Consider the following 26,072-nt stretch of genomic DNA (forward strand, 5'->3'; position numbering starts at 1 on the left):
ACCCACCCTTCCCCATCAGGTCCCGATCACGCCGCCGTCGTTCTTGGTGATGGCGATGGTTGCCGAGCGCGGACGGCCCCCGCCGTCGGGCCACTTCGACACGGCGAGCGGACGATCCGGGTCGCTGCGCTCGTTGGCCGGCTCGCCCGGGTGCTGGATGTTGATGAACAGCGTGCGCAAATCTGGCGTGGCCGTGAGCCCGGTGATCTCGCAGCCGGCCGGGCCGAGCAGGAAGCGGCGGATTTCGCCCTTGGTCGGGTCGCAGGCCAGCATCTGGTTGTTGGGCAGGTTGCTGTACTCGCCCTTGCCCAGCGTGGAAGTCGACACGTCGGTCTCGATCCACAGCACGCCGCGCGCATCGACCATCAGGCCGTCGGGGCTGCCGAAGGTGTCGCCCTTGATGTTGCCCTGTGCTTCATAGCGCGTCTGCTTCGGGTCGCCCGCAAGCACGAGGTGGTTCCAGGCGAACTTGGTCGCGTCGAGGTCGCCGGTTTCCTTCCAGCGGATGATCTGGCCCATCGTGTTGTTGGAGCGCGGATTGGCCGCGTCCATGAAGGGCTGGCCGGCGCCGCCGCGGTTGCTGTTGTTGGTCAGCGTGCAGTAGACCTCCTTGGTGAGCGGGTCTACGGTGGTCCACTCGGGGCGGTCCATCTTGGTGGCGCCAAGCAGGTCGCTGGCCTGGCGTGCCTTGATGAGCACGTCGCCTTGCGTGGTGAAGCCCTTGTCGGCCACCAGGCCGTTCTTGCCCTGCACCAGTGGCAGCCATTCGCCGGTGCCGTCCACGTCGAAGCGGCCGACGTACAGCGTGCCGTGGTCGAGCAGGTCGCGGTTGGCCGTGGCGCCGCCGGGCTTGACGCTGTCGCGGCTCACGAACTTGTAGATGTATTCGAAGCGCGAGTCTTCGCCCATGTAGATGACGGCGCGGCCGTCGTTGGTGAGCGCGGTGGCGGCGCCTTCGTGGGCGGCGCGGCCGAGCGCGGTGCACTTGCGCGGCGTCGAGGTGGGGTCTTGCGGATCGATCTCGACCACCCAGCCGTAGCGGTTCGATTCGTTAGGGTTCTTCGACACGTCGAAGCGCGCTTCATGCTCGTGCCAGCGGTACTTCGCGCCATTGCCCTTCCTGATGCCCCAGCGCTTCTGGTGGGCGTCGGGCGTGTCGGTGCCTTCGAAGTAGTCGGCGAAGTTTTCTTCGCAGGTCAGGTACGTGCCCCACGGCGTGTGGCCGTTCGAGCAGTTGTTGAAGGTGCCCAGCACCTGCGTGCCCGACGGGTCGGCGGCGGTGCGCAGCATGGCGTGGCCGGCTGCGGGGCCGGTGAGCGTCATCGGCGTCAGGGCGGTGATGCGGCGCGCGAAGCGCGAGGGTGCAAGCTGCGTCCACTTGCCGCCGTCGCGCTGCAGCTCGATGACCGACACGCCGTGCGCATTCATCGACTTGCGCACCTTCTCGGGCGTCCATGTCTTCATGCCGTCGGTGTGCAGCAGGCCGTCGTCGACGTATTCGTGGTTCAGCACCAGCAGGCCGCGGTTGGAGCCATCGATCGGAAAGAAGGCCATGCCGTCGTGGTGCATGCCGGCCTGCAGCGCCTGCTCTTCAGCGGTGTTGGAGCCGTCGGTCTTGAAGGCGGGCATGGCGCCCGCGATGCCGGTGGCGTCGCCCCAGCGGTAGAGCACCTGGGTGCTGTAGCCCTCGGGCACGACCACGGTGTCGACGGCAGCCATCGGCACGCTCCTGAAACCGATGGCACGGCCCAGCGAACCCGCCGAGCCGCCTGTTGCCGCACACCCGGCCAGCGGGCCGAACAGCCCCGCAATCGCGGCAGCGAGGCCGCCTTGCACGAGCATGCGCCGCTTCGGGTCGGACACTTCGTGGATCGTGGGGTTGGCGGACGGGTTGGAGTCCTCCATGCGGGCGAAGTCTTTGGCCATGCTCTTGTCGTCGTGGGGTTACGGAGCCGGGCATAGTGTCGCCGCCTCGTGAATTCCGCATGACACGGGCCTGTAACAGGAACTCAGAAGAAGCCGCCCCAATGCGGCTGCTCGCCGCGCTGGCGCTTGCGCCAGTCCCAGGGCGGCGTCGGCTTCGAGTCGGCCCACAGGCCGGCGTGCCGGGCACGCGCGCTGTCCTGCAGCTTGAACAGCCCGCCGCCGCGTTTGGTGGCCAGGTGGTTGTAGTCGTACACCCAGGCCCAGCCTTCGGACACCATGCGGCTGCCGGCGTCCTCGCCGTTGCAGCGCACGTCGGCCACCGTGCGGCCATAGCGGTCGGTGTCGATCTCGGTGATGAGCGCCTGCTCGCGAAAGCAGATGTTGCTCAGCGCCTGCTTGCTGCGCTGGCCGTAGGGCTGGGCTTTTTCGGGCGCGTCGATGGCGGCGATGCGCACCTTCACGCGCTCGTAGGCGCCGATGCGGCCGCAGCGGGCGGTGAGCGTGTCGCCGTCGCTGATACCCACGACGAGGCAGGTGCGGGGAGCGGCTTGGCTCAGGAAGGGAGAAAAGGCAAGAAGGCAGGAAAGCAGCAGCGCGCGTGAATGCATGAAGAAGCGGGGAGATAGGCAGAATGGCAGGACCGATCGAGGCTAAGTGATCCCCCGGCGGAACCGATCGGTACACAGACTTTTTCTTTTGAACCACGCTTCGAAGGAGAGCACGCACCATGCAAGAACCTACCCAGGACGACTGGTTCCTCGCGGCCAACGACGCATGGGACGCTGGCGCGCACAAGAAGGCCCTCTCGCTGTTCCTCAAGGCCGCGGCCGCGGGCGAGACCCACGCGCTCAACAGCGTCGGCTATTTCCTCGACCATGGCATCGGCGTGAAGAAGAACCCCGCGGCCGCGCGCGACTGGTACCGCAAGGCCGCCAAGGCGGGCGACGTGGCGGGGTGCGCCAACCTCGCCATCTGCTACCGCGACGAGGGCAATTTCCGCTGGGCGCGCTTCTGGTTCGAGAAGGCCTATGCGCAGGGCGACGGCGATGCAGCGCTGGAGCTGGGACGGCTCTTCCTTTGGGAAGGGCCGAACCAGAATCGGCACAAGGTGGTGGACTACCTGGGCAAGGCGGTGGCCTCGCAGTCCATCACTCCGAACGGACGCACGGAGGCGGGGGCGCTGCTGAAGTCGCTGGGCCTCATCAAGTGAAGCGCGCTCACTTCGCCGCGTTCTCGTCCTCCTGCAGCAACCGCCACATCACCTTCCCGCTGCCGCTCTTCGGCAGCGCATCGACGAACTGCACCTTGCGCGGAATCTTGTAGACAGCCATGTTCTCGCGGCACCAGTCGATGATCTGCTGCTCGGTCGTGTCCTTGTGCGTGGCGCGCAGCACCACGACGGCCTTGACCGACTCGCCGCGGTAGTCGTCCTTGGTCGAGATGACGCAGGCCTCCTGGATCGCGGGGTGGCGGAACATCAGCAACTCGACCTCGGCCGGCCACACCTTGAAGCCGCTCGCATTGATCATTCGCTTGAGACGGTCGGTGATGAAGAAGTAGCCGTCCTCGTCCATGCGGCCCATGTCGCCCGAACGGAAGAAGCGCTTGCCCTCGAATTCGACAAAGGCAGCGGCCGTGGCATCGGGGCGCTTCCAGTAGCCCTGGAACACCTCGGGGCCGTGGATGATGATCTCGCCTGATTCGCCGATGGGCATCTCCTTCAGCGTGTCGGGGTCCACCACGCGCGCGTCGGTGCTCATGAACGGAATGCCCAGGCACTGCTGCTTGGGATGGTCCGACGGGTTCGTGTGCGAGGGCGCGGCGGTTTCAGTGAGGCCGTAGCCCTCCTGGTACTTCAACCCGTACTGCTCGAGCAGGCGCTGCGCCACGGCCTGCGGCATCGCCGCGCCACCACCGCCGATGTAGGTCATGCTCGACAGGTCATAGCTCGCGAAGTTGGGGCTGGCCATGAGGTCGATGACCATGGTCGGGATGTTGGTCCAGGCCGTTACCTTCCAGCGCGAGATCAGCCGGCCGGCCACGTCGCGGTCCCAGCGCGGCATGATGATCAGCGTGGCCGCGGCGAGGATGGCCGTGTGCATCATGCTCACCACGCCGGTGATGTGGAACATGGGCACCACGGCCAGCACCACCGTCTCCGAGGTCGACCCGCCCCACATCTGGCCGGAGACCGCGTTGTGCATCAGGCTCGAATGGTGATGGATGCAGCCCTTGGGCAGGCCGGTGGTGCCGCTGGTGTAGGGCAGCAGCGCCATGTCGTCGGCGCCCACCACGTGCTCGGGCGGCGGATGGCCGGCCTCGAGCGCGTCGGTCCAGGCGATGACCTTGCCCCCGTCCAGCGCGGGCAGCGGATGGCGGGTGGTGAGCCAGTCCTTCCAGGCGGGCGCCGGGGCGTCGTCGCCCGACGCGTCGGCGTCGAAGGCGTCGGTGAACTGGGTCACGATCATGTGGGCGAGCCGATGCTCGGGTGGCAGCGCATTGCTGGCCTTGGCCAATTCGGGCGCCAGGTCGCCGGTGATGATGGCCACCTTGGCGTCGGGATCGGTGATGTAGTGCTTGAGCTCCTCGGCCCGGTTCATCGGGTTGACCGGCACCACCACCGCATTGGCGCGCAGGATCGCGAAATGCGCGATCACCAGCTGCGGGCAGTTCTGCATGTCCAGGATCACGCGGTCGCCGCGCTTCACGCCCAGCGCATGCAGCGTGCCAGCCAGGCGCTCGGCCTGGGCGGCGAACTCGCGGTAGCTGATCACGCGGCCGAAGAACACGAGCGCGGGCTTGTCGGGATAGCGTGCGGCCGAGGTGGCCAGGTTGTGCCAGAGGGAGGTGGCGGGGACGGTAATCGAATGCGGGAGGCGTTTGGGCCAGAACTTGTAATGCGGGCGTTGTTGCATGGTGAGTACAGGCGGAACAAAGAAAAGCGCGACAGCCCGCCAGCCTAAGCCGCCAAGGCCGCCGCTCCCATCGGGGAAGCCCCCGGAGCGTCGCCTAGGTGACGCCATTTCTTCTCACATGCGCAACCTTCTGCTCTCGCGCCTTGCGACTACAGACACGGGCCGCCTTCCGCGCGATACCTGTCAGCCCCCCACCCACCGAATGAAGGAACTCACATGGCAGCAGAAAAGCACGCAAGCGTTCACTGGGAAGGTGCCGGCAAGACCGGCAAGGGCCAGGTCAGCACCGAGACCGGCGCCCTGAAAGACTACCCCTACGGCTTCGCCAGCCGCTTCGAGGACGACAAGCGCGGCACCAACCCCGAGGAAATCGTCGGCGCGGCGCATGCCGCCTGCTTCACGATGGCCTTCGCCTTCGCGCTCGAAAGAGAAGGCCTGGCCGCCACGAAGATCGACACCAGGGCCGCCGTGCGGCTGGCCAAGGACGGCGATGGCTTCAAGATCGACCGTATTGCGCTCGAACTCGACGCCTCCGTGCCGAACCTCGACGAAGCCAGGTTCCAGCAGATCGCGGCCGCCGCCAAGGCCGGCTGCCCGCTGTCGAAGGCGCTGGCGAGCGTGCCCGAGATCACGCTGAAGGCCACGCTGGCCAGCTGAGTGCGCTGCTTATGATCGTCTCCCAATAAAAAGGAGACGGATCATGAACAAGCCTGCCCGGACCGCGCTCGCGGTCCTTTCTTTCGCCCTCGGCACGGCCGCGATGGCGGCCTACCCCGACAAGCCGATCAAGGTCGTCATCGGCTTTCCGGCCGGCGGCCCGCTCGACCAGCACGCGCGCCTGCTCACCGACAAGCTGCAGGCCGTGCTCGGCCAGCCGCTGATCGTCGACTACAAGCCCGGCGCGGGCGGCTCGGTCGGCGCCGACGCAGTCGCCAAGAGCCCGGCCGACGGCTACACGCTGATGCTGGCCAACACCGGCGTGGCCGTCATCAACGGCGCGCTCTACAGCAAGCTGCCCTACAACACGCAGCGCGACTTCGTGCCCATCGCGCGCACCGCCATGCAGCCGCTGGCGCTGCTGGTCACGCCCAAGCTGCCGGTGCAGAACCTCAAGCAGTTCGTCGACTACGCCAAGGCGCGGCCGGGCCAGGTCAACTACGGCTCGGCCGGCAACGGCGGCATCAGCCACCTGGTGCCCGAGATGTTCAAGACCGCGACGGGCATCTTCATGGTGCACATCCCCTACCGCGGCAGTGCGCCGGCCTTCACCGACCTGATGGGCGGGCAGGTGCAGTTCGTGGCCGAGTCGATTCCGCAAGCTGCCAACTATCACAAGCAGGGCAAGGTGCGCGCACTGGCCGTGACCAGCCGCGAGCGCAACCCCGCCCTGCCCGACGTACCGACCGTGATCGAGTCGGGCGTCAAGGGCTTCGAGGTAGTGGGCTTCTATGGCTTCTTCGCGCCGAAGGACACGCCGAAAGACGTGGTCGCCAAACTCAGCGACGCATTCAGGCAGGTGCTGAACAACCCCGAGGTGCGCGACCGCATGGTGAGCCAGGGCGCAGACCCGGCCTTCCTGGGCAGCGAGGATTTCGGGCGCTTCCTGGCGACGGAAACGCCGCGTTGGGAGAAGGCGGTGAAGGCGTCGGGCGCTCGGATGGACTGACCGACCTGCCCGTTGGAGTTCAGCGCGAAGTGGCCGCATGCCGCTCCAGCTGCGCACGGTCCAGAAGCTCGATGCTGCGGTAGCGCACGCGCAGCGTGCCGTCTTCTTCCCACAGCTTCAATTGCCGGTTCACGCTCTGGCGCGACACGCCGAGCATGAACGACAGGTCTTCCTGCGACACGCCCAGCAGCGTGCCGCCGCCCTCGCCCGGGCTTTGGGCGCGCGCGTCCAGCGTGAGCAGCCGGTGCGCGAGCCGCACCTGCAGCGGCATCAGAATCACGTCGTCGATCCACGCCAGCGCCTGGCGTAGCCTCAGGCAGACCAGCCGGGTGAAGGCCATGTGCACGTCGGGATGTTCGGCCACCAGCCGGTGGAAGTCGGCCGCCGCGACCACCGCCATCTCGGTCGTGTCGGCCGCGCAGGTGTCGTAGACGCGCTCGCGCCCGACCAGCAGCGACACCTCGCCGAACCAGTGGCCGGGTTCGAGCATCGCGATCACCGCCTCGCGCCCGCCCGGCGCGACCACGCTCACGCGCAACGAACCGCTGACCACGCCGAACAGCGCATCGGGCGACGACCCCTTGTGAAAGAGCGACTCGCCGCGCGCCAGCATGCGCCGGTGCGCCACGGCGAGCAGCCGCTGCTGCACGTCCCCGGCCAGCCGCATGTCGCTGTTGTGCACCGGTGACGGCTGCGCGTCCGGCGCGGCGCTGGTGGCGTTGGATGAAGGGAGCGTGCGTGGCATCGCGGGTTTGTCCCGAGCGGCGATTGCCAACACCGGACAGTCTTGTTGCGGGAGCGTGCCGATAGTAAGCAGCGAGCCCGGACCTGCGCATTCGCAGCAACCCGATGTCACCTGTCATCCCTGTCACATGGAGCACACCCCGATGAACGACAACAACACCCCACGCACCGAACTTCAAGCCCGCCGCGAGCGCCTCGTGCTCGACCACTTCGCCGACGAGACCCGGCAGGACTTCGACGCCGTGCTCGGCACCTTCCCGCATCCGCACTACGAGCTGATTCCCAGCGGCGAAGTGCATGACGGCATTGCCGACGTGCGCCAGTACTACGCCGACACGCGCCGCGCCTTTCCCGACCAGCGGCACGAGATCATCCAGCTGCGGCACGCCGACGACTCGGTGGTCGTCGAGTTCTGGCTGCTGGGCACGCACCGCGGTCCGCTCAAAGGCCTGCCGCCGACAGGCAACAGCTTTCGCTGCCGCATGAACGCGTTCTTCATCTTCGAAGGCGACCGGCTGGTGTGCGAGCGCGTGTACTTCGACACGCTGACGATGCTTCGGCAGCTGCTGGCCGGTGTGCCCGCGGAGCATGTCGCCGCGCTGGTAGGCGGGTTGCTGGGGCAGCCAGCCGCAACTCGCGCACCCGAGGCGGCGGCTGCATGACTGCGCTGCGCAACGATGCGCTCGCAGGCCGCCACGCCATCGTGACGGGCGGCGCGCGCGGCATCGGCCTTGCAATAGCGCGGCGCTATCTGGCAGCCGGCGCCAGCGTCGCGCTGTGGGACCTCGATGCGTCAGTACTGGCAAATGCGCTGCGAACGCTCGCGCCGCTCGGCACCGCCACCTTGGCAGTCGTCGACGTGCGCGACGAAGATCAGGTCGCCCGTGCTGCCGCCCAGTCGCAGGAGCGCTTCGGCGGCATTGACATCCTCGTGAACAACGCCGGAGTGCTCGGGCCGACCGTGCCTGCCTGGGAGCACACGCCCGCGCAGTGGCGCAATGTGCTCGACATCAACCTGACGGGCGCATGGCTGTGCTGCCGCGCGGTCGCACCGGTGATGCTCGCCCGCCGGCGTGGCCGCATCGTCAACATCGCCTCGGTTGCCGGCAAGGAGGGCAACGGCTTCAACGCCGCCTACTCGGCCTCCAAGGCCGGGCTCATTTCGCTGACCAAGTCGCTCGGCAAGGAGCTGGCTGCATCGGGCGTGCTGGTGAACTGCATCACGCCCTCGGCGGCCGACACCGAAGTGTTCGCGGCTGTGCCCGCCGAGCACCGCGAACAGCTGCGCACCGCCCTGCTCTCGCGCGTGCCCATGGGGCGCTTCGTCGAGGTCGACGAGGTGGCTGCGATGGCGGCATGGCTGGCGTCGGACGACTGCTCTTTCAGCACCGGCGCGGTGTTCGACATTTCGGGCGGCCGCTCGATGTACTGAGAGCCTGCGCGCCAAAAGCCAAGGAGAACTTCCCATGACCCGAGACCCCGACCCAACCGGCTTCGCACACCTGGCGGATTTCGACGGCACCCGCGGCGCCGCCATGCCGCAAGACCGCCTGCACGCCATCCGCCGCTCAGCCGAAGGCTTGCGCGAACGCCTGCTCGATGCGCCGCCGGTGCGCTTCGCGCGCAGCTTCAACCTGCTGCGCATTCCGTACCCCGCATGGTTCGCCTTCACCGGCGTGTATTCGCAGCAGCTGCTCAAGCCGCACATGGTCCACCTGCTGGCGCGCACCGTGCTGATCCAGTACGACGACTTCGAGGGCCGCCTGCGCACACTGCTGTTCACGCCGGCCGACTTCGAGGCCGGCAACGAAACGCCCTACTTCAAGCGCCTGGGCGAGCAAACGCCGAAATTTCTGCACAAGGCCATCGCACCGGTCTACCAGACTGTCCTGCAGGCGCTGGCAAGCTGCGGCGTCGCGCCGGAGCAAGTCGACTTCATCACCTACGACCACCTGCACACGCAGGACGTGCGCCGCTGGCTCGGCAGCGCCGCCATGCCGGGCCTGCTGCCGAACGCCAGGCTGCTGGTGCACCGCCAGGAACTCGCCAGCGTGCAAGGCTTGCTGCCGGTGCAGGCCGAGTGGTACTGCCCGCACGGGCTCGAAGGCGTGCCGGCCGAGCGCATCGTGCCCTTCGACGGCAGCATCCAGCTGGGCCGCGGCCTTGCGCTGGTGCATACGCCGGGCCACACAGAGGGCAACCATTCGCTGGTCTACCGCATCGCCGACGGCCTGCGCGTGAGCAGCGAGAACGGCGTGGCGGCCGACAGCTGGGCGCCGCTGCAGTCGCGGCACAACGGCATCCGCCGCTACGCGCAGGCTACCGGCGCGGAGGTGATCCTCAACGGCAACACGCAGGAAAGCAGCAACGACCAGTACCTGTCGATGGTGCTGGAGAAGACTCTCGCCGGCACCTCGTCCTCGCACGGGTTCAGCAACGTGGTGCCGTCGGCCGAATGCTCGCCGCACTGGCTGTTTCCGGGCGCGCCGGCCAGCCACCTGTGGGGCGAGACCTGCTTCGGCACGCCCACCGTCGCCTGAAACGCCGCCGCCGCAGGAACAACACAGAAGGAGACACAGACGATGAACACCGCCACCCTCGATGCCGCGGACGCACGCATGCCGGCCGAGACCACCGACGCCGCGCTCTTCCGCAAGATCACCTGGCGCCTGATGCCGCTGCTGTGCGCCTGCTACGTGCTGAACTATCTCGACCGCACCAATGTCGGCTATGCACAGCTGCAGATGAAGGACCAGCTGGGCTTCAGCGACGCGGTGTTCGGCCTGGGTGCGGGCATCTTCTTCATCGGCTATGCGGTGTTCGAGATTCCGAGCAACCTGATGCTCGCGAAGATCGGCGTGCGCGCAACGCTGCTGCGCATCATGGGCCTGTGGGGGCTGGCATCCGCGGCGATGATGTTCGCAACCACGCCCATGCAGTTCTACGTGCTGCGCTTTCTCATCGGCGTGTTCGAGGCCGGCTTCGCGCCGGGCGTGCTGTTCTACCTGACGCTGTGGTTCCCGTCGCACCGCCGCGCACAGGCCACCGCGCTGTTCTTCATGGCTTTCGGCGCGGCGCCCATCGTGGCAGGGCCGATCGCCGGGCTCACCATGACCTACCTGGACGGCGTGCTGTCGCTGCGCGGCTGGCAGTGGCTGTTCCTGCTCGAAGGCATTCCGAGCGTGCTGCTGGGCGTGGCGGCGTTCCGCTGGCTGTCGAACAGTCCGTCGCAGGCGGCTTGGCTGTCCGCAGCCGAGAAGCAGCGCGTGGCGCGCCTGCTGGCCGAAGACCAGGCCGCGAACGGCGCCACCGGGCGCCACACCTTCGGCGCGGCCATGCGCGACGCCCGGGTCTGGCTGATCGGCTTCATGTCGTTCCTGATCATCCTGGGCATCTACGCCATGTCGTTCTGGCAGCCCACGATCCTGAAGTCGATGGGGCTCAGCGTGCTGCAGATCGGCTTCTATTCGGTCATTCCTGCAGTAGCGGGCATTGCGGCCAACATCGTCGTGGGGCGGCATTCGGACCGGTGCAAGGAGCGCCGCTGGCACTTTGCGCTGAGCGCAGTGGTAGGCGCGGCCGGGCTGGCGCTGACCACGCTCTTCATGCACAACGCCTTTGCCGCCGTGCTGTGCCTGGCGCTGGCGGCCATGGGCATTTCCGCCGCGTTCACAGTGCTCTGGTCGGTGCCCGGCAATTTCATGTCGAAAAGCGCCGCGGCTGCGGGCATCGCGCTCATCAGCACCATCGGCGGGAGCGCAGGGCTGGTGGCGCCGATGATGGTCGGCGCGCTGAAGACGCTGACGGGCGGCTTCACCCTCAGCCTCTACGTGCTGAGCGGGGCCCTGGTGCTGTCGGCATTGCTCATGCTTGTGGCCCTGCCGGCGAGCGCACTGGGCCGGGGACAAGCCCGGCGCTGAGCCCACGCGCCCCTTTCGGGGTCATGTTCCATTTAGGTGCACAGATCTTGCATACCAGTTGGCACAGAAGCTGCTGGTATGCAGGCCTATGGCCATCTCCGCATCCGAAATCAGTGCACGCATCGTCGAAGCGGTGATGGCGCAGAAGCTCGCGCCGGGTTCGCGCCTGGGCGAGCAGCAGCTGGCGATGCTGTTCGACTGCAGCCGCACCATCGTGCGCGAGGCCCTCACGCGGCTGGCGGCGCGCGGCATCGTCACGGTGAGCGCGCGGCGCGGCTGGTTCGTCATCGAGCCCTCGCAGGACGAGGCGCGCGAGGCCTTCGAGGCGCGGCGCGTCATTGAGCTGGGCCTCATCCGCAGTGCGGGCAGCACCGGAAAGATCGAGAAGACCGCTCTGCGCCAATTGAAGGCGCACCTCCAGCGTGAAAAGGCCGCACTGAAAGAAAGCGACGTCGGCAACCGCAGCTTCCTGCTGGGCGACTTCCATGTGTGCCTGGCCGAATGCCTGGGCAACACGCTGCTGGCCGACACGCTGCGCGACTACACGGCGCGCACCACGCTGATCGCCATGCTCTACCAGTCCACGCACGACGCGGTGCAGTCGTGCGAAGACCACGTGCAGATCGTCGCGGCGCTGGAGCGCGGCGACCACGCCGCCGCCGAAGCATTGATGGCCGCACACATCGGCACGGTGCAGTCGGCACTGCGCGTGCAGGCGCCCACCGATCCGCTCGCGCAACTGCGCGATGCGCTGGCGCCGCTGCACAACACCAATGCCGCCCCGGCGCCCAAGGCCAAAAAGCGCCGCAAGGCTGCCGACGCCGCATCCCCCGATTCAGATTCTTCGACTTACCTAGGAGCCTTGCTATGACCTTCTCTGCATCCAAACGCCACCTCGCCCTTGCGCTTGCTTCAGTCGCCATGCTGGCTTCGGCCGGCGGCGCGTACGCCCAGAACGCACTCGACAACGTGCTCAAGGCCAAGACCATCAAGATCGCCGTGCCCACCGACTACCCGCCCTACGGCTCGGTCGACAAGAACATGAAGCCGCAGGGCCTCGACGTTGAAATGGCCGAGCTCATCGCCGCCAAGCTCGGCGTGAAGGTCGAGCTGGTGCCCGTGACCAGCGCCAACCGCATTCCGTACCTGCAGACCAGGAAGGCCGACCTGGTGATCTCCACGCTCGGCAAGAACCCGGAGCGCGAGAAGGTGATCGAATTCACGTCGGCTTATGCGCCCTTCTTCCAGGCCGTGTACGCCGCCAAGAGCATGAAGCTCACCAGCTTCGCCGACATGGCCGGCAAGACCGTCGCCGTGACGCGCGGCGCGATGGAAGACCAGGAGCTGAACAAGGTGGCGCCGCCGAACGTCGACTACCGCCGCTTCGAGGACAACAACGCGACGATCGCCGCCTTCGTGGCCGGCCAGACGCAAACCCTCGCGACCAGCGCGGCGGTTGCTGGCGACATGCTCGCCAAGAATCCGAAGGTGAGCGCCGAGTTCAAGCTGCTGCTGAAAGACAGCCCCTGCTTCGTCGGCGTTGCCAAGGGCGAAACCGCGTTGAAGACCAAGGTCAACGAAATCATTGCCGCCGCCAAGAAAGACGGCACGCTGGACGCCATGTCGAAGAAGTGGCTCGGCAAGGCAGCCGGCGACCTGCCCGTCTGATCGAACTGCGCGGCCATGAACATCGAGTTTGACTTTGGCGCGGTGCTCGCCGAATGGCCGCTGCTGCTGCGCGGCGTGGCGTGGACCGTCGGCCTCACCGCCGTGGGCACCGTGCTGGGCATGATCGTCGGCACCTTCTGCGCATGGGCGCGCTCGGGTGGCCCGAAGTGGCTGCGCGCCATCGTGGGCACCTATGTGGAGCTGATCCGCAACACGCCCTTCATCGTGCAGCTGTTCTTCATCTTCTTCGGGCTGCCGGCGGCGGGCGTCAAGCTTTCGCCGGAGGTGGCTTCGGTGATCGCGATGGTGATGAACCTGGGCGCGTATTCCACCGAGATCATCCGCGCCGGCATCGAGGCCACGCCCAAGGGGCAGATCGAGGCGGCCGTGAGCCTGGCGCTGAGCAAATCGCAGGTATTCCTGCGCGTGGTGCTGCCGCCGGCGCTGAAGAAGGTGTGGCCCGCGATGGTGAGCCAGATCGTCATCGTGATGCTGGGCTCCGCCGTGTGCGGGCAGATCTCGACCGAGGAGCTGAGCTACGCGGCCAACCTGATCCAGAGCCGCAACTTCCGCGCCTTCGAGGCTTTCATCATCGCCACACTAATTTACCTGGCGCTGTCGGTGGCGCTGCGGCGGCTGCTCGACTGGGCGGGGCCGAAGTTCTTCTTCGGCCGCTGACCGAATACCGAGGCCTTTTTCACCATGGCTGATTTTTCTCTCTGGGACATCCTGCGCAACCTGCTGATGGCATTGCGCTGGACCGTCGTGCTGTCGCTCATCGCCTTCATCGGCGGTGGCCTCGTGGGCGCGCTGCTGCTGTTTTTGCGGATGCGCGGCGGCAAGGCGATCGGCAGGGCCGTGAGCCTGTACGTGCAGCTCTTCCAGGGCACGCCGCTGCTGATGCAGCTGTTCCTGGCCTACTTCGGCATTGCGTTGTTCGGCATCGACGTGTCTGCGTGGACGGCCGCGAGCGTGGCGCTCACGCTCTACACCAGTGCGTTTCTCACCGAGATCTGGCGCGGCTGCGTGGCCTCGATCCCGAAGGGCCAGTGGGAAGCCTCGGGCAGCCTGGCCTTGAGCTTCGGCGAGCAGATGCGCCACGTGATCCTGCCGCAGGCCGTGAAGATCGCCATTGCGCCAACGGTCGGCTTTCTGGTGCAAGTCATCAAGGGCACGGCGCTGGCGTCGGTGATCGGCTTTGTCGAACTCACCAAGGCCGGCAGCATGATTTCGAACGCCACCTTCAAGCCCTTCGTGGTGTTCAGCTGCGTGGCCCTGCTTTATTTCGTGCTGTGCTTCCCCGTGAGCCTGTACGCCAAGAATCTCGAGAGGAAAACCCATGGCCGCCGTGCTTGAACCGCAACAACCCGCCACCTCGGTGGGCGCTCCCATCGTGCGCATCACCGCGCTGCGCAAGTCGTACGGCACCAACGAAGTCCTGAAGGGCATCGACCTCGACGTGAAGCGCGGCGAGGTGATCGCCATCATCGGCAAGAGCGGCTCGGGCAAGAGCACGCTGCTGCGCTGCATCAACGGACTCGAAGTGTTCCAGGAAGGCTCGCTCACGGTCGACGGCAAGCCCCTGCTGCACGAAAGCGCCATGGCCATGCGCGAACTGCGCCAGCGCGTGGGCATGATCTTCCAGAGCTTCAACCTGTTCCCGCACCTCACGGTCGGCAAGAACGTGATGCTCGCGCCCACGCTGGTGAAGAAGCGCGGCAGCCTGGAAGCGGCCTCGCAGGCGCGCAAGCTGCTCACGCGCGTGGGCCTGGCCGAAAAATTCGACGCCATGCCCGACCAGCTCTCTGGCGGCCAGCAGCAGCGGGTGGCCATCGCCCGCGCGCTGGCGATGGAACCGGCCGTGCTGCTGTGCGACGAAATCACATCGGCGCTCGACCCCGAACTGGTGGGCGAGGTGCTGCGCGTGGTGGAGTCGCTGGCCGACGAAGGCATGACGCTGCTGATGGTCACGCACGAGATGAGCTTCGCGCGCAAGGTCAGCGACCGCGTGATCTTCATGCACCAGGGCCGCGTGCACGAGATGGGGCCACCGGCGGATCTGTTCGGGAATCCGCAGACGGCGGAGCTCAAGCAGTTCCTGTCGTCGCTGCATGACTGAGTGATTGAGGCCGAGAGGGGTCTTGCGGTCGGTCGGCTATCCTCCGCCACCGCGATGTACATAGAACAAGCAACACCCTCCGAAGCGGCCACAGTTGCCGCCGTTCTGAACGAAGCCGCCCAATGGCTCGCCGCCGATGGCCGGCCGCTGTGGTCGGCCGCCGACGTCGGCCTCGAGCGCGTGCAGCGCGACACCGATGCCGGGCGCTACTTCATCGCACGCGAGAACGGCGACGTGGCCGGCGTGATGCGGCTCGACATGGAAGACCCCTTCTTCTGGCCCGAGATCGAACCGGGCAGCTCGGCGTTCGTGCACAAGCTGGCAGTTCGCCGGGCATGGGCGCGGCGAGGCGTATCGACGGCATTGCTGGCCTTTGCACGCGAGCGCGCCTTCGGGCTCGGGCGCAAGCATCTTCGGCTCGATTGTGTGGCGGACAGGGCGGCCCTGCGAAGCCTCTACGAACGCTTCGGGTTCCTGCTGCACAGCGAGATTCAAAAAGGCACTTCGTCTTTTGCCCGCTACGAACTCCCCTTGGGCAACTAGCCAGCCTCGCTCCGCACCATGCAATTCAAATGGATGGAGGACTTCATCGCGCTGGCGCAGACGCGCAGCTTCACGCGCGCGGCCGAGCTTCGCCACGTCACGCACCCGGCCTTCGGGCGGCGCATCCGCGCACTCGAGTCGTGGGCCGGCGCGACGCTGATCGAACGCGGCAGCTCGCCAGTCGTGCTGACGGCGGCAGGCGAGAGCTTCCTGGACAACGCAAGCCAGGTGGTGCGCAGCGTCGAGGGCTCGCGTGAAGAGGTGCACAACGTGGCCGGCCGGCAGGCCCGCACTGTGACGCTGGTCACGGGCCGCACGCTGGCACGCACGGTGATGGCCGACTGGCTGGTGCGGCTGCAACCCGTGCTGCGCGATGGCGAGGTGCGCGTGCTGACGGGTGCGCTGGCGGAAACGGTGCGGATGCTGGAACACAACGAGGTGGATTTCTCGCTGATCTTTCATCACGCCGCGCTCACTTTCCGGCTCGATGGGCGGCAGTTTTCCCATGTGACGGTGGCGTCTGACAAGCTTGTGCCCGTGTCGCGCACCGATTCGCAAGGCCTTGCCAGGCACAGCTTCGACGGCAACGGCCAGGTGCCGTTTCTGTCTTATGTCCGCACGCTCGCCATGGGCCGCATGGTGGAAGACCTGCTTGCCAACAATCCGCAGGCGCCGCGCCTCCAGCGTCGCATCGAATGCGATTCGGCCGATGCGCTCTACGAGTACGTGCTGAGAGGGCTGGGCGTGGCATGGCTGCCCTGGTCGATGGTGCAGGGCGATTGCAAGGCCGGCCGGCTGGTGCCCGTGGGCGGCCGGCGCATGGAGGTGCGCTTCGAGGTTCGGCTCTATCGGCCGAAGCGCCGGCTGGGTCCGCTGGCCGAGGATGTGTGGCGGGCAATGACGCCGCGCTAGCCCAATCCAATCAGCACGACTTCGTGCCAGCACGGCACCATGCAAGAACAATCTGCCCCGCAGAATCCTCAGGATTACTACAACTCCGAGGCAACGATGCGTCTTCCCCGTGCTTTCTCCTCCTGTGTCGCCGTGGCCCTGTGCGGCCTTGCCTGGGCCGCCTCCGGCCCGGCCAATGCCCAGGCCTACCCGAACAAGCCCATCACGCTGGTGGTGGCCTACCCGCCGGGCGGCTCGACCGATCTCACAGGGCGTGCGCTCGGCGTCGAGTTGTCCCATCGCCTCGGCGTACCGGTGATCATCGACAACGTGGGCGGCGCCGGTGGCGCCATCGGCGCGCAGAAAGTCGCCAATGCCGCGCCCGATGGCTACACGCTGCTCGCCGGCGCCAGCAACGAAGTGGCAATCAACAGGCTGGTGAACAGCAACGTGAAGTACGAGCCGAAGGACTTCACCCCCATCGGCCTGATTGCCTCGCAGCCGCTGGTTCTGGTGGCCGCCCCTGGCGCCGGCGTGAAGAACACCGGCGAATTCCTCGCGCTGCTGAAGAAGAACCCCGGCAAGTACAGCTACGGCAGCTCCGGCGTCGGAACCTCGCTGCACCTGGCCGGAGAAATGCTCAAGCAGCAGGGCGGCGTGTTCATGACGCACGTGCCCTACCGCGGCGTGGCGCCGCTCACCAATGACCTGCTGGGCGGCAACATCGACTTCGGCGTGTTCGTCCTCTCTAGCGCCCTGCCCTACATCCGCAGCGGCAAGATGGTGGCGCTGGGCACCACCGAGGCCAGGCGCTCGGCCATCACGCCCGACCTGCCGGCGCTCAGCGAGAGCCCGAGCCTCAAGGGCCTGGACATCGGCGTCTGGTTCGCGCTGCTGGGGCCGGCGAAGCTGCCGGAGCCGGTGCTGGCCCGGCTGAAGACGGCACTGAACGAGACGCTGCAGTCGCCCGACTTCCGCAAGAAGATGGAAGCCGCCAGCTCGGTCGTCCCGACGTCGAACGTGGACATCGACAAATTCCTGGTCACCGAGACCGCCAAGTACAAGACCATCGTCAAATTCGCCAACATCAAGGAATGAGCTTGTCCACGCTGTTTCAACTCCCCGCCCCCGACCTCTCCGCCTGGCGCGCCGGCAACACCGGCGTCGAAGGCGTCTGGCACTTCGAAGCCGAAGCGCCCGGCCGGCACGTGATGATCAGCGCACTCGTGCACGGCAACGAAGTGTGCGGCGCCTGGGCGCTCAAGGGCCTGCTGGAGGCCGGCGTGCGCCCGCAGCGCGGCACGCTCACGCTGGCGTTCTGCAACCTGGAAGCCTTCGACACCTTCGACGTGGCCGACCACGATGCCTCGCGCTTTGTCGACGAAGACCTCAACCGCCAGTGGCTGCCCGATCGCATCGAGGCCGGTGGCACGCGGGAGAGGCGTCGTGCCGCGGCGCTGCTGCCCTATGTGACTCAGGCCGACTGGCTGCTCGACCTGCACTCGATGCACGAGCCCTCGGCGCCGCTGACGCTCACCGGCATCCAGCCGCGCAATCTGCGGCTGGCGCAGGCAATGCGCAGCCCGGAGCACGTGGTCATCGACGCGGGCCACAAGGACGGCGTGCGCATGCGCGACTTCGGCCGGTTCGGCGCGCCCGATGCCGACGCGCAAAGCGACGCCCTCGCACTGCTGGTCGAATGCGGATTCCATGGCGACCCGGCCAGCCGCACGGTGGCGCAAGACCAGTGCGCGCGCTTCCTGCGGGCGGCCGGCACCCTGGACGATGCCGCCATCGCGCAGCAACTGCCCGGCTGGCTGCAGCCCGACGCACCCCGGCAGTGGGCGCTGGACGTGACCGGCCCGGTGGTGGCGCGCGGCGAGGACTTCCGCTTTGCGCAGCCCTTCACCGGCCTGGAGGTGATCGAACGCGCGGGCACCGTGATCGGCTGGAACGAGGGCGAGCCCGTGGTCACGCCCTACGACGACTGCGTGCTCGTCATGCCCTCGACGCGCCAGGCCAAGCCCGGTGTGACGGTGGTGCGTTACGCCCGTCGCCGGCTGCTCTGAGGCACCGCCCGAGGGGCGGCTGGCGGGAACCTTTGCGGCTGTGGCAAGCTCGGGCCGGTATGAACCTCCGCACCCCGTCCCCCACCTCCCGTCGCCGGGTGCTGCGCGCGCTGCTGGGCGCCGCGGCCCTGCAGGCGCCCTTCGCGGCGCTGGCCGGCTTCAATTTCTTCACCAGCGAATACACCGCCACCCGCGACGAGCTGCAGACGCAGATCGCCAAGCGCTTTCCGGTGGCCGAGCGCTACGCCGAGATCTTCATGGTCGGGCTGCGCGATCCGCAGTTGGGCCTGGACGCACGCGGCAACCGCGCGGCCATCACGGCCACGCTGACCATCGCCAGCCCGCTGCTGGCGGCCTCGCCGGTGCAGGGCCTGGTGTCGGTCAGCAGTGCGCTGAGGTACGACCCGGCCACGCGCGCGCTGCGGCTCGACCAGCCCAAGGCCGAGCGCCTCGAGCTGCAGGGCGTCGAAGGCCGCGACGCCGAGCGGCTGCAGAAGATCGGCGCGGTGGTCGCGCAGGAACTGCTGCAGGGCCAGGTGCTGCGCAGCTTCACGGCCGACGAACTCACGGTCGGGCGCAAGACCTACGAGATCGGCGACATCACGGTGCAAGACAACGGGATCAAAGTGCAGCTCAAATGAAATACGCCCTTCTCTCTGCTGCCCTTTCCGCCCTGCTCATGGCAGGCTGCGCCGCCGTCCTGCCCACGGCCAAGCAGCACTTCGACCTCGAAGCCCACCGCGGCGGACGCGGGCTGGCACCCGAGAACACGCTGGCCGCGTTCTCCAATGCCGTCGACCTTGGCGTGACCACGCTCGAACTCGACATCGGGCTCACGGCCGACGGCGTGGTCGTGATCTCGCACGACACCTCGCTCAACCCCGACCACACGCGCGATGCGAGCGGCGCATGGCTGGCGCCGAACACCGGCGCGGCCATCCGCTCGCTCACGCTGGCCCAGCTGCAGACCTACGACGTGGGCCGCCTCAACCCGACGAGCAACTACGGCAAGCAGTTCGCGCTGCAGCAGCCGCGCGACGGCGAGCGCATTCCCACTCTGGCCGCGCTGTTCGCGCAGGTGCAGGCACGCGGCGCCGACGCGGCCACGGTGCGTTTCAACATCGAGACCAAGATCGACCCGACCAAGCCTGAGGAAACCGCCGCGCCCGAGCCGATGGTGCGCGCGCTGCTCGCCGAGATCGACAAGGCGAAGATGGCCGACCGTGTGACGATCCAGAGCTTCGACTGGCGCACGCTGGCGCTGGTCGGCAAGCTCGCGCCGCAATTGCCGCGCGCCTACCTCACAACGCCCCGCACGCTGAAGGACAGCCGCTGGACCGCCGGAATCGATGCAGCCGGCTTCGCCTCGGTGCCGCAAATGGTCAGGGCCGCTTCGGCCAACGCACCGGGCCCGGTGATCTGGTCGCCGGCCTTTGCCGACCTCACGCCTACCGTCATCAAGGAAGGGCAGAAGCTGGGCCTGAAGGTGCTGCCCTGGACCGTGAACCAGCGCGCCGACATGCAGCGGCTGATGGACTGGGGGGCGGACGGGATCATCACGGACTACCCGGACATCCTGCGCGACCTGATGCGCGAGCGCGGGCTGTCGCTGCCTCCGCCCGGAAAGAACAAGCAATGAGCGCCGTACAGCAACTCGATGCCATCGCCGCGCGCATCGCGGCCCTGCGCACCGACGGCGGCGGCTCCGTCACCACGCTGTCGAACGAAGCCCGCGCCAGCACCGAGCTGCTCGGCGCCCTGCCACCGCGCTACGGCGAGGTACTGCTGAGCCTGCTCGATCGGCTGGAGTCGAGCGCGCTCTTCAGCGAGGAAAGCTGCTCCTTCAGCCAGAAAGACCTGCTCGACAACCTGCAGGTGTGGGTTGACAAGGCCCGGGGCCAGCTGGTGTCTTGAACTGATGTCTTAGGACGCAGGTTTATCATCCCGCCCATGCGCACCCTGCTGCTCGCCCTCATGATCGCCCTGCTGCCCATCCGCGGCTGGCTCGGCGATGCCATGGCGGTCGAGATGGTGCGGCATTCGCTGCCGGCGGCTGAGGCGGCCGTGTCCATGGCGACAACGGCCACCGAAGCCCACTGCCACGAGGCGATGGATGCCGGCAGCAGCATGGACATGCAGATGGACATGGCGGACCACGCCGGTTCGCATGACAACCACAGCAGCAACGACGGCGCCGGCCATCAAGGCTGCGGCACCTGCACCGCCTGCCAAGTCTGCCACACGGTGGCCCTCGGCGGCATGCCCCTCGTCGACATAGTGCACAGCGCGCCCCAGGCGCCGCCCGCGGCACACGCGGCCCGCTTCGCCAGCGCAGAGCCCGCACAGGGCCTGAAGCCGCCCATTTCCTGATCTCCCTGCCCGTAGTCCGTCCGCAGTGAGCCCTTTCCGGCTCGCAGCGTCCGTCGTATTGCTCATGGAGATCGAGCGTGAACCCCATTGTTCGCCGGCAGCTTGCCGGCCCCCCTTGCTATCGAAGAAGTAGCGCGCTGCTCAAACGCGCCACTGCACTCGCGAGCGTCCTGATACTGGCCGGCTGCGCCAGCCTCTCGCCCGACGGCGGCACCGCCGACGTGCAGGCGCTGGTCAACGGCAACCCGCTGATGGCGGGCACCGCAGCCCAGCGCACGCCCGACGAAGCCTCGCAAAAGAGCGTCGATGCCCTGCTTGCCAGGCCGCTGGACGTCGAAGCCGCGGTACGCATCGCACTCATCAACGGCCCGCGCGTGCAAGACGCCTTCGCCACCCTGCAACTGAGCGATGCCGACCGTGTGCAGGCCGCGAGCCTGCCGAATCCGGTGCTTTCCTTCAGCCGGCTGGCGCAGGGCAGCGAGCGCGAGTTCGAGCGGATGCTCAGCTTCAACGTGGTAGGCCTGGTCACGCTGCCATGGCAGGCCCGATGGGCCGGCCAGCGGCACGAGGCGGCCAAGCTGCAGGCTGCGCAGAGCGTGCTGATGCTCGCCGCTGACACTCGCCGCGCCTGGGTGCGCGCAGTGGCGGCGCAGCAGAGCGTGGTCTACCTGCGCGACGCGAAGGAGGCCGCGGAAGCCGGCGCCGAACTCGCGCATCGCATGGCCCAGGTCGGCAACTGGAGCGCGTTGCAGCGCACCCGCGAACAACTGCTGCTGGCCGACGCGGCCGCGCAGCTCGCGCGTGCCGAACAGGCGGCTGTCGCCAGCCGCGAGCAGCTCACGCGCCTGATGGGCCTGAGCGGCGCTCGCGCCGGCTACACCCTGCCCGACCGCCTGCCACCGTTGCCGCAAGCCGCGCCCGAACTGGGCGACGTGCAGGCGCTGGCGCTGCGCGACCGCCTCGATGTGCGTTCGGCGCAAGCGCAGAACACCGCCGTGGCCGGCTCGCTGGGCCTGACGCATGCCACCAGCGTGATCAACGCGATGGAGCTCGGCGTAGTGCGCAACACCACCTTCGACAACGACGCCGACCGCACGAAAAAGACCAAGCGCGGCTTCGAACTCGACCTGCCCATTCCGATCTTCGACTGGGGACAGGCCCGCAATGGCCGCGCCGAGGCGCAATACCTGCAGTCGGCCGCTCGCGTGCGCGACGTGGGCGTGCTGGCCGCGAGCGAGGCGCGCGAAGCATGGCAGGGCTGGAATACCGCCTACGCCATCGCCCGCCGCTACCGTGACGAGGTGCTGCCGCTGCGCAAGAAGGTCAACGAGGAGATGGTCCTTCGCTACAACGGCATGCTCGCGAGCGTGTGGGAGCTGCTTGGCGAAACGCGCGCCAGCATGCTCGCCGTGAACGCCGGCATCGAGGCGCAGCGCGATTTCTGGCTGGCGGACACCGATCTGCAGCTGGTGCTCACGGGCAGCTCGCCCGGTGGAATGACTGCTGCGCAGACCGCGTCGGCCGGTGATGCCCCCGCAACGGGAGGCCATTGAAATGAATCGTCGCAACTTCTTCGCAGGCGCAGCCACCGCTGTTGCCGCAACCACCGTCAGCCGTGTGTCCATGGCAGCGCTGCCCGAACCTGTGTCGCAAGGCTCCACCGCCACTGCGCCGCCGCTCGTTCCGCCGAACGGCCGTCCCTACAACCCCGTCGTCACGCTCAACGGCTGGACGCTGCCCTGGCGCATGAACGCTGGCGTCAAGGAATTCCACCTCGTCGCGGAGCCCGTGGTGCGCGAGATGGCGCCAGGCTTCAAGGTCAACATGTGGGGCTACAACGGCCAGTCGCCCGGCCCGACCATCGAGGTGGTCGAGGGCGACCGCCTGCGCATCTTCGTGACCAACCGGCTGCCCGAGCACACCACCGTGCACTGGCACGGCCAGCGCCTGCCCAACGGCATGGACGGCGTGGGCGGCATCACGCAGCCGCACATTCCGCCGGGCAAGACCTTCGTCTACGAGTTCACCGCGCGCCGGCCCGGCACCTTCATGTACCACCCGCACGCCGACGAGATGGTGCAGATGGCGATGGGGATGATGGGCTTCTGGGTCACGCACCCGAAGGAGAGCCATCCGCTGATCGAGCCCGTGAAGCGCGACTTCTGCTTTCTGCTCGGCAGCTTCGACGTGGAGCCCGGCAGCGCCACGCCCAAGGTCAACACCATGACCGACTTCAACATCTGGAGCTTCAACAGCCGCGTGTTCCCGGCCATCGACACGCTGAACGTGCGCAAGGGCGACCGCGTGCGCATCCGCGTGGGCAACCTCACGATGACCAACCACCCCATTCACATCCACGGCCACGAGTTCGAGGTGACTGGCACCGACGGCGGCCCCGTGCCGCGCACCGCGCGCTGGCCCGAGGTGTCGGTTGACATCGCGGTGGGCCAGATGCGGCAGATGGAATTCATAGCCGACGAGGAAGGCGACTGGTCGCTGCACTGCCACAAGGCGCACCACACCATGGGGCCGATGGGCCACGACGTGCCGACCATGATCGGCGTGGACCACAAGGGCGTGGCCGAGAAGATCCGCAAGCTCGTGCCCGACTACATGGTGATGGGAGACAAGGGCATGGCGGACATGGGCGAAATGGAAATGCCCATTCCCGACAACACCGTGCCGATGATGACCGGCACCGGCCCCTTCGGATCGGCCGAGATGGGCGGCATGTTCACGCTGCTGAAGGTGCGGCGCGACCAGAAGCCCGGCGACTACCGCGATCCGGGTTGGTTCAAGCACCCGGCCGGCACGGTCGCACGCGAAGTGCCGAACGCGAACGTGCCGCCGGCCACGCGCAAGGAAACGCCCACACCGTCGATGAAGAACGCCACCCCCGATGCAACCGTGCGCAAGCCCTCCGGGTCTGGCGCACACAACCACTGATTCCTTTACCCCTTCCTCTCTGGAGCTCAAATCATGAACAAGACACTCATCAAGTCCATCGCCGCGGGCCTCGTGCTCGCGGCTGCCACTACTGCTTCGTTGGCCCACGAGGCCCACAACGGCCCCAAGCCCAAAGGCGCTGCCACGCTCGCGCCCGAGCAGAAGGCCTGGGGCATCGCAGGCAAGGCCAATGCAGTGAAGCGAACCATCGACATCGCGATGGCCGACGACATGACCTTCACGCCCTCGGTCATCGAAGTGCGCGAAGGCGACACCATCCGCCTGCGCCTGAAGAACCGCGGCAAGGAACTGCACGAACTCGTGCTCGGCACCACCGCCGAGATCGAGGCTCACGCGGCCATGATGAAGAAATTCCCGGACATGGAACACGACGATCCGTGGATGGTGCATGTGCCCGCCGGCAAGACCGGCGACATGGTCTGGACCTTCAACCGCGCCGGCGATTTCGACTTCGCCTGCCTCGTGAAGGACCACTACGAACTCGGCATGGCCGGCCGCATCCGCGTGCTGGCTGCCGCTGGCAAATCCTGAAGGAGAAACCATGCAACGAAGAAACCTGCTGCTGGCACTGGCTTCCACTGCCGTGCCTTTCACAGCGATGGCCGCGGCACCGATGGTCGAGATCTGGAAAGACCCGAACTGCGGCTGCTGCCAGGACTGGGTCAAGCATCTCAACAAGAGCGGCTTTGCCACGCGCGTGCACGACGAAGGCAACGCAGCCGCGCGCACCCGCCTTGGCGTGCCCGCCAAGCTGGGCTCGTGCCACACGGGCCTCGTCGGCGGCTACGCCATCGAAGGCCACGTGCCCGCACGCGAAGTGCAAAGGCTGCTCAAGGAAAAGCCCAAGGCCGTCGGCCTCGCCGTGCCCGGCATGCCGATCGGCTCGCCGGGCATGGATGGCCCCGCCTACGGCGACCAGCGCGATCCCTACGACGTGCTGCTGGTGCTGGCCGATGGCAGCACGCGCATCTATCAAAGCTATCGCTGAATCAACCGACAACCGAGGAAAGCAAACTCATCATGAAGAAACTGTTCACCGCACTCTGTGCCGCCCTGCTCGCCGCAGCCGCCTTCGCGCAAGCTGCATTGCCGTCCGTCGAAGGCGAGGTCCGCAAGATCGACACCGACGCGAAGAAGATCACGCTGAAGCACGGCGACATTCCCAACCTCGATATGACGGGCATGACGATGGTCTTCCGCGTGAGCGATCCCGCGCTGCTCACGAAGGTGAAGCCCGGCGACAAGGTGCAGTTCACGGCCGACAAGGTCGACGGCGCGCTCACTGTGCTGTCGATAGCTCCGGCAAACTGAGCTTCGCCCGCAGTGCCCCTTCGAACAGGGCATTGAGTTCGTGCTGGGGAATCTGGCTGCCCGCGTAGGAAACTGTTCCGTGCGCGTGCAGTTCCCGCGCGCTGCGCCTCACGAGCGCCATGACCGAGCGTGCGATCGATCCTCCTACGCTGATCCGCGCAGCCCCGGCATCGATCAGTTCGAAAGCGCTGGCGGACGCCTCGTTCAACCCCACCACGATGTTGAGGGGGCCCGCGATTTCGCGCGCCAGCGTCGCGACCCGGGACAGGTCAGTAACCCCGGGCACGAACACGCAGTGCGCCCCCGCCTCCATGAAGTGGTTGGTGCGCCGGATCGCGACGTTCAGTGCATCGTCGCCGGGAAGCAGGAACGCATCGGTGCGTGCGTTCAGCACGAAGCCGCCGCCTGCGGCATCGATGGCGGCACGGGCGGCGGCGATGCGGGCGACGGCCAGCCCCTCGTCGAACAGGCACCCATGCTCGGCATCGGTGTCCTCGATGTTGCCGCCCGCCGCACCCGCGTCGATGGCCATGCGAACGGTTTCGGCGACGTGCTCCGGCGCATCACCGTAGCCGGCTTCCAGGTCGGCACTCACGGGAATGGCCACCGCCTCGGCGATCTTCCTGACCACGGCGAGCATCTCCTCGCGGCTGACTGAGAGGCGGGCATCCCTGACGTTGTAGTCCGGCTTTCCCAGCGAGAACGCGATGCCGGCGCTGGTGGTGCCGATTGCCTTGAAGCCCTCTGATGCGAGCAGCACCGCGCTGCCCGGATCCCAGGCGTTGGGCATGATGAATCCGCGCTTCGCCCGATGCAGTTCGAGGAAGGTGCGGCCGCGCGCAATGCGTGTCTCCTGGTCCATTTCAACTCCGCCGTGATGGATGAAGGCGCGATGGTGATGTGGAGGTAGATGCGCGTCAAACGCATAATATTTCTTTGATCTATCGATCTCTTGCATGGATG

30 protein-coding genes are annotated in these 26,072 nt (G+C 67.3%); 25 read left to right on the plus strand and 5 right to left on the minus strand.

The genetic code is table 11. From position 1 onward, the window contains the following. Positions 1 to 15: 15 nt before the first annotated feature. Positions 16 to 1,926: a PhoX family protein gene (locus ACZYSP_RS24600; protein WP_489017132.1), complete on the minus strand. Its 1,911-nt coding sequence runs from the start codon at positions 1,924 to 1,926 to the stop codon at positions 16 to 18. Positions 1,927 to 2,009: 83 nt separating this feature from the next. After that, a complete protein-coding gene (locus ACZYSP_RS24605; protein ID WP_093078768.1) occupies positions 2,010 to 2,534 on the minus strand; it encodes a thermonuclease family protein in 525 nt (174 codons plus the stop codon). Between the two features lie 119 nt (positions 2,535 to 2,653). On the opposite strand from ACZYSP_RS24605, the gene ACZYSP_RS24610 reads away from it, so the two are divergent. After that, positions 2,654 to 3,136, plus strand: a complete 483-nt coding sequence (locus ACZYSP_RS24610) for a tetratricopeptide repeat protein (protein ID WP_093058310.1) — start codon at positions 2,654 to 2,656, stop codon at positions 3,134 to 3,136. A 7-nt stretch (positions 3,137 to 3,143) separates the two neighbouring features. Here the strand turns inward: ACZYSP_RS24610 and ACZYSP_RS24615 are convergent, their stop codons facing one another. Then, complete coding sequence (locus tag ACZYSP_RS24615; protein WP_489017135.1) at positions 3,144 to 4,841, minus strand: long-chain fatty acid--CoA ligase; 1,698 nt, start codon at positions 4,839 to 4,841, stop codon at positions 3,144 to 3,146. A 216-nt stretch (positions 4,842 to 5,057) separates the two neighbouring features. On the opposite strand from ACZYSP_RS24615, the gene ACZYSP_RS24620 reads away from it, so the two are divergent. Both ACZYSP_RS24620 and ACZYSP_RS24625 read left to right on the plus strand, forming a co-directional pair. After that, entirely contained in the window at positions 5,058 to 5,498 is a 441-nt protein-coding gene (locus tag ACZYSP_RS24620) for an OsmC family protein (RefSeq protein WP_093078771.1), read from the plus strand. Between the two features lie 43 nt (positions 5,499 to 5,541). Continuing rightward, a complete protein-coding gene (locus ACZYSP_RS24625) occupies positions 5,542 to 6,507 on the plus strand; it encodes a Bug family tripartite tricarboxylate transporter substrate binding protein (protein ID WP_489017137.1) in 966 nt (321 codons plus the stop codon). A 19-nt stretch (positions 6,508 to 6,526) separates the two neighbouring features. Here the strand turns inward: ACZYSP_RS24625 and ACZYSP_RS24630 are convergent, their stop codons facing one another. Then, positions 6,527 to 7,252 (minus strand): Crp/Fnr family transcriptional regulator, encoded by a 726-nt coding sequence (locus ACZYSP_RS24630; protein WP_489017139.1) that lies wholly within the window; start codon positions 7,250 to 7,252, stop codon positions 6,527 to 6,529. A gap of 142 nt (positions 7,253 to 7,394) precedes the next feature. Between ACZYSP_RS24630 and ACZYSP_RS24635 the strand changes: the two genes are divergently transcribed. From ACZYSP_RS24635 to ACZYSP_RS24740, 22 genes are all read left to right on the plus strand, one after another. Further along, complete coding sequence (locus ACZYSP_RS24635) at positions 7,395 to 7,913, plus strand: ester cyclase (RefSeq protein WP_093058326.1); 519 nt, start codon at positions 7,395 to 7,397, stop codon at positions 7,911 to 7,913. Beyond that, on the plus strand, positions 7,910 to 8,683 hold the full coding sequence (locus ACZYSP_RS24640) for an SDR family NAD(P)-dependent oxidoreductase (protein ID WP_489017142.1): 774 nt from the start codon (positions 7,910 to 7,912) through the stop codon (positions 8,681 to 8,683). The genes ACZYSP_RS24635 and ACZYSP_RS24640 overlap by 4 nt, the downstream gene beginning before the upstream one ends. 34 nt (positions 8,684 to 8,717) lie before the next feature. Beyond that, on the plus strand, positions 8,718 to 9,791 hold the full coding sequence (locus ACZYSP_RS24645; protein WP_489017144.1) for an MBL fold metallo-hydrolase: 1,074 nt from the start codon (positions 8,718 to 8,720) through the stop codon (positions 9,789 to 9,791). 42 nt (positions 9,792 to 9,833) lie between these two features. Next, positions 9,834 to 11,171: an MFS transporter gene (locus tag ACZYSP_RS24650; RefSeq protein ID WP_489017146.1), complete on the plus strand. Its 1,338-nt coding sequence runs from the start codon at positions 9,834 to 9,836 to the stop codon at positions 11,169 to 11,171. A gap of 88 nt (positions 11,172 to 11,259) precedes the next feature. Beyond that, the gene (locus ACZYSP_RS24655) at positions 11,260 to 12,042 is read left to right on the plus strand and encodes a GntR family transcriptional regulator (protein ID WP_093177852.1); all 783 of its coding nucleotides are present in this window, start codon (positions 11,260 to 11,262) and stop codon (positions 12,040 to 12,042) included. Next, positions 12,039 to 12,839: a transporter substrate-binding domain-containing protein gene (locus ACZYSP_RS24660; RefSeq protein WP_093078781.1), complete on the plus strand. Its 801-nt coding sequence runs from the start codon at positions 12,039 to 12,041 to the stop codon at positions 12,837 to 12,839. The genes ACZYSP_RS24655 and ACZYSP_RS24660 overlap by 4 nt, the downstream gene beginning before the upstream one ends. A 15-nt stretch (positions 12,840 to 12,854) precedes the next feature. Further along, positions 12,855 to 13,517 carry an amino acid ABC transporter permease gene (locus ACZYSP_RS24665; protein WP_093058300.1) on the plus strand — a complete coding sequence of 221 codons (663 nt, stop codon included), beginning with the start codon at positions 12,855 to 12,857 and terminating at the stop codon, positions 13,515 to 13,517. 24 nt (positions 13,518 to 13,541) lie between these two features. Further along, positions 13,542 to 14,195 carry an amino acid ABC transporter permease gene (locus ACZYSP_RS24670; RefSeq protein WP_093058299.1) on the plus strand — a complete coding sequence of 218 codons (654 nt, stop codon included), beginning with the start codon at positions 13,542 to 13,544 and terminating at the stop codon, positions 14,193 to 14,195. Continuing rightward, complete coding sequence (locus ACZYSP_RS24675; RefSeq protein ID WP_093058298.1) at positions 14,179 to 14,958, plus strand: amino acid ABC transporter ATP-binding protein; 780 nt, start codon at positions 14,179 to 14,181, stop codon at positions 14,956 to 14,958. Before ACZYSP_RS24670 ends, ACZYSP_RS24675 begins: the two co-directional genes overlap by 17 nt. A gap of 54 nt (positions 14,959 to 15,012) precedes the next feature. Next, a complete protein-coding gene (locus tag ACZYSP_RS24680) occupies positions 15,013 to 15,501 on the plus strand; it encodes a GNAT family N-acetyltransferase (RefSeq protein ID WP_489017150.1) in 489 nt (162 codons plus the stop codon). A gap of 18 nt (positions 15,502 to 15,519) precedes the next feature. Next, the gene (locus tag ACZYSP_RS24685) at positions 15,520 to 16,413 is read left to right on the plus strand and encodes a LysR family transcriptional regulator (protein ID WP_489017152.1); all 894 of its coding nucleotides are present in this window, start codon (positions 15,520 to 15,522) and stop codon (positions 16,411 to 16,413) included. Between the two features lie 96 nt (positions 16,414 to 16,509). Continuing rightward, complete coding sequence (locus ACZYSP_RS24690) at positions 16,510 to 17,490, plus strand: Bug family tripartite tricarboxylate transporter substrate binding protein (protein ID WP_489017154.1); 981 nt, start codon at positions 16,510 to 16,512, stop codon at positions 17,488 to 17,490. Between the two features lie 2 nt (positions 17,491 to 17,492). Beyond that, on the plus strand, positions 17,493 to 18,461 hold the full coding sequence (locus ACZYSP_RS24695) for a M14 family metallopeptidase (protein WP_371127407.1): 969 nt from the start codon (positions 17,493 to 17,495) through the stop codon (positions 18,459 to 18,461). A 59-nt stretch (positions 18,462 to 18,520) separates the two neighbouring features. Beyond that, positions 18,521 to 19,102: a DUF1439 domain-containing protein gene (locus ACZYSP_RS24700; protein WP_093078789.1), complete on the plus strand. Its 582-nt coding sequence runs from the start codon at positions 18,521 to 18,523 to the stop codon at positions 19,100 to 19,102. Then, the gene (locus ACZYSP_RS24705; RefSeq protein ID WP_093058292.1) at positions 19,099 to 20,100 is read left to right on the plus strand and encodes a glycerophosphodiester phosphodiesterase; all 1,002 of its coding nucleotides are present in this window, start codon (positions 19,099 to 19,101) and stop codon (positions 20,098 to 20,100) included. The genes ACZYSP_RS24700 and ACZYSP_RS24705 overlap by 4 nt, the downstream gene beginning before the upstream one ends. Beyond that, positions 20,097 to 20,375, plus strand: a complete 279-nt coding sequence (locus tag ACZYSP_RS24710; protein ID WP_093058291.1) for a hypothetical protein — start codon at positions 20,097 to 20,099, stop codon at positions 20,373 to 20,375. Before ACZYSP_RS24705 ends, ACZYSP_RS24710 begins: the two co-directional genes overlap by 4 nt. A gap of 36 nt (positions 20,376 to 20,411) precedes the next feature. Beyond that, a complete protein-coding gene (locus ACZYSP_RS24715) occupies positions 20,412 to 20,831 on the plus strand; it encodes a hypothetical protein (protein WP_489017157.1) in 420 nt (139 codons plus the stop codon). Between the two features lie 77 nt (positions 20,832 to 20,908). Then, positions 20,909 to 22,384, plus strand: a complete 1,476-nt coding sequence (locus ACZYSP_RS24720) for a TolC family protein (RefSeq protein WP_440533862.1) — start codon at positions 20,909 to 20,911, stop codon at positions 22,382 to 22,384. Position 22,385: 1 nt separating this feature from the next. Further along, on the plus strand, positions 22,386 to 23,777 hold the full coding sequence (locus ACZYSP_RS24725) for a multicopper oxidase family protein (RefSeq protein WP_489017159.1): 1,392 nt from the start codon (positions 22,386 to 22,388) through the stop codon (positions 23,775 to 23,777). Between the two features lie 33 nt (positions 23,778 to 23,810). Beyond that, positions 23,811 to 24,329, plus strand: a complete 519-nt coding sequence (locus tag ACZYSP_RS24730; RefSeq protein ID WP_007829565.1) for a cupredoxin domain-containing protein — start codon at positions 23,811 to 23,813, stop codon at positions 24,327 to 24,329. Between the two features lie 10 nt (positions 24,330 to 24,339). Next, entirely contained in the window at positions 24,340 to 24,786 is a 447-nt protein-coding gene (locus ACZYSP_RS24735; RefSeq protein ID WP_489017161.1) for a DUF411 domain-containing protein, read from the plus strand. A gap of 32 nt (positions 24,787 to 24,818) precedes the next feature. After that, positions 24,819 to 25,109, plus strand: coding sequence for a copper-binding protein (locus tag ACZYSP_RS24740; RefSeq protein WP_093058286.1), 291 nt, complete (start codon positions 24,819 to 24,821; stop codon positions 25,107 to 25,109). Here ACZYSP_RS24740 and ACZYSP_RS24745 read toward each other — a convergent pair. After that, positions 25,078 to 26,067, minus strand: coding sequence for an isocitrate lyase/PEP mutase family protein (locus ACZYSP_RS24745; RefSeq protein ID WP_489017163.1), 990 nt, complete (start codon positions 26,065 to 26,067; stop codon positions 25,078 to 25,080). The genes ACZYSP_RS24740 and ACZYSP_RS24745 overlap by 32 nt on opposite strands. Positions 26,068 to 26,072 lie beyond the last annotated feature (5 nt).

The organism is Variovorax sp. F042, assembly GCF_057814215.1.

Excerpts from the sequence above, each read along its gene's own strand:
- ACZYSP_RS24725 (WP_489017159.1), top strand. The coding sequence starts at position 22,386 with ATGAATCGTCGCAACTTCTTCGCAGGCGCAGCCACCGCTGTTGCCGCA.
- ACZYSP_RS24625 (WP_489017137.1), top strand. The coding sequence starts at position 5,542 with ATGAACAAGCCTGCCCGGACCGCGCTCGCGGTCCTTTCTTTCGCCCTC.
- ACZYSP_RS24660 (WP_093078781.1), top strand. The coding sequence starts at position 12,039 with ATGACCTTCTCTGCATCCAAACGCCACCTCGCCCTTGCGCTTGCTTCA.
- ACZYSP_RS24640 (WP_489017142.1), top strand. The coding sequence starts at position 7,910 with ATGACTGCGCTGCGCAACGATGCGCTCGCAGGCCGCCACGCCATCGTG.
- ACZYSP_RS24735 (WP_489017161.1), top strand. The coding sequence starts at position 24,340 with ATGCAACGAAGAAACCTGCTGCTGGCACTGGCTTCCACTGCCGTGCCT.
- ACZYSP_RS24680 (WP_489017150.1), top strand. The coding sequence starts at position 15,013 with ATGTACATAGAACAAGCAACACCCTCCGAAGCGGCCACAGTTGCCGCC.
- ACZYSP_RS24710 (WP_093058291.1), top strand. The coding sequence starts at position 20,097 with ATGAGCGCCGTACAGCAACTCGATGCCATCGCCGCGCGCATCGCGGCC.
- ACZYSP_RS24730 (WP_007829565.1), top strand. The coding sequence starts at position 23,811 with ATGAACAAGACACTCATCAAGTCCATCGCCGCGGGCCTCGTGCTCGCG.
- ACZYSP_RS24635 (WP_093058326.1), top strand. The coding sequence starts at position 7,395 with ATGAACGACAACAACACCCCACGCACCGAACTTCAAGCCCGCCGCGAG.
- ACZYSP_RS24645 (WP_489017144.1), top strand. The coding sequence starts at position 8,718 with ATGACCCGAGACCCCGACCCAACCGGCTTCGCACACCTGGCGGATTTC.
- ACZYSP_RS24605 (WP_093078768.1), bottom strand. The coding sequence starts at position 2,534 with ATGCATTCACGCGCGCTGCTGCTTTCCTGCCTTCTTGCCTTTTCTCCC.
- ACZYSP_RS24705 (WP_093058292.1), top strand. The coding sequence starts at position 19,099 with ATGAAATACGCCCTTCTCTCTGCTGCCCTTTCCGCCCTGCTCATGGCA.
- ACZYSP_RS24615 (WP_489017135.1), bottom strand. The coding sequence starts at position 4,841 with ATGCAACAACGCCCGCATTACAAGTTCTGGCCCAAACGCCTCCCGCAT.
- ACZYSP_RS24655 (WP_093177852.1), top strand. The coding sequence starts at position 11,260 with ATGGCCATCTCCGCATCCGAAATCAGTGCACGCATCGTCGAAGCGGTG.
- ACZYSP_RS24650 (WP_489017146.1), top strand. The coding sequence starts at position 9,834 with ATGAACACCGCCACCCTCGATGCCGCGGACGCACGCATGCCGGCCGAG.
- ACZYSP_RS24740 (WP_093058286.1), top strand. The coding sequence starts at position 24,819 with ATGAAGAAACTGTTCACCGCACTCTGTGCCGCCCTGCTCGCCGCAGCC.
- ACZYSP_RS24600 (WP_489017132.1), bottom strand. The coding sequence starts at position 1,926 with ATGGCCAAAGACTTCGCCCGCATGGAGGACTCCAACCCGTCCGCCAAC.
- ACZYSP_RS24665 (WP_093058300.1), top strand. The coding sequence starts at position 12,855 with ATGAACATCGAGTTTGACTTTGGCGCGGTGCTCGCCGAATGGCCGCTG.
- ACZYSP_RS24715 (WP_489017157.1), top strand. The coding sequence starts at position 20,412 with ATGCGCACCCTGCTGCTCGCCCTCATGATCGCCCTGCTGCCCATCCGC.
- ACZYSP_RS24745 (WP_489017163.1), bottom strand. The coding sequence starts at position 26,067 with ATGCAAGAGATCGATAGATCAAAGAAATATTATGCGTTTGACGCGCAT.
- ACZYSP_RS24685 (WP_489017152.1), top strand. The coding sequence starts at position 15,520 with ATGCAATTCAAATGGATGGAGGACTTCATCGCGCTGGCGCAGACGCGC.
- ACZYSP_RS24610 (WP_093058310.1), top strand. The coding sequence starts at position 2,654 with ATGCAAGAACCTACCCAGGACGACTGGTTCCTCGCGGCCAACGACGCA.
- ACZYSP_RS24700 (WP_093078789.1), top strand. The coding sequence starts at position 18,521 with ATGAACCTCCGCACCCCGTCCCCCACCTCCCGTCGCCGGGTGCTGCGC.
- ACZYSP_RS24690 (WP_489017154.1), top strand. The coding sequence starts at position 16,510 with ATGCGTCTTCCCCGTGCTTTCTCCTCCTGTGTCGCCGTGGCCCTGTGC.
- ACZYSP_RS24670 (WP_093058299.1), top strand. The coding sequence starts at position 13,542 with ATGGCTGATTTTTCTCTCTGGGACATCCTGCGCAACCTGCTGATGGCA.
- ACZYSP_RS24675 (WP_093058298.1), top strand. The coding sequence starts at position 14,179 with ATGGCCGCCGTGCTTGAACCGCAACAACCCGCCACCTCGGTGGGCGCT.
- ACZYSP_RS24620 (WP_093078771.1), top strand. The coding sequence starts at position 5,058 with ATGGCAGCAGAAAAGCACGCAAGCGTTCACTGGGAAGGTGCCGGCAAG.
- ACZYSP_RS24630 (WP_489017139.1), bottom strand. The coding sequence starts at position 7,252 with ATGCCACGCACGCTCCCTTCATCCAACGCCACCAGCGCCGCGCCGGAC.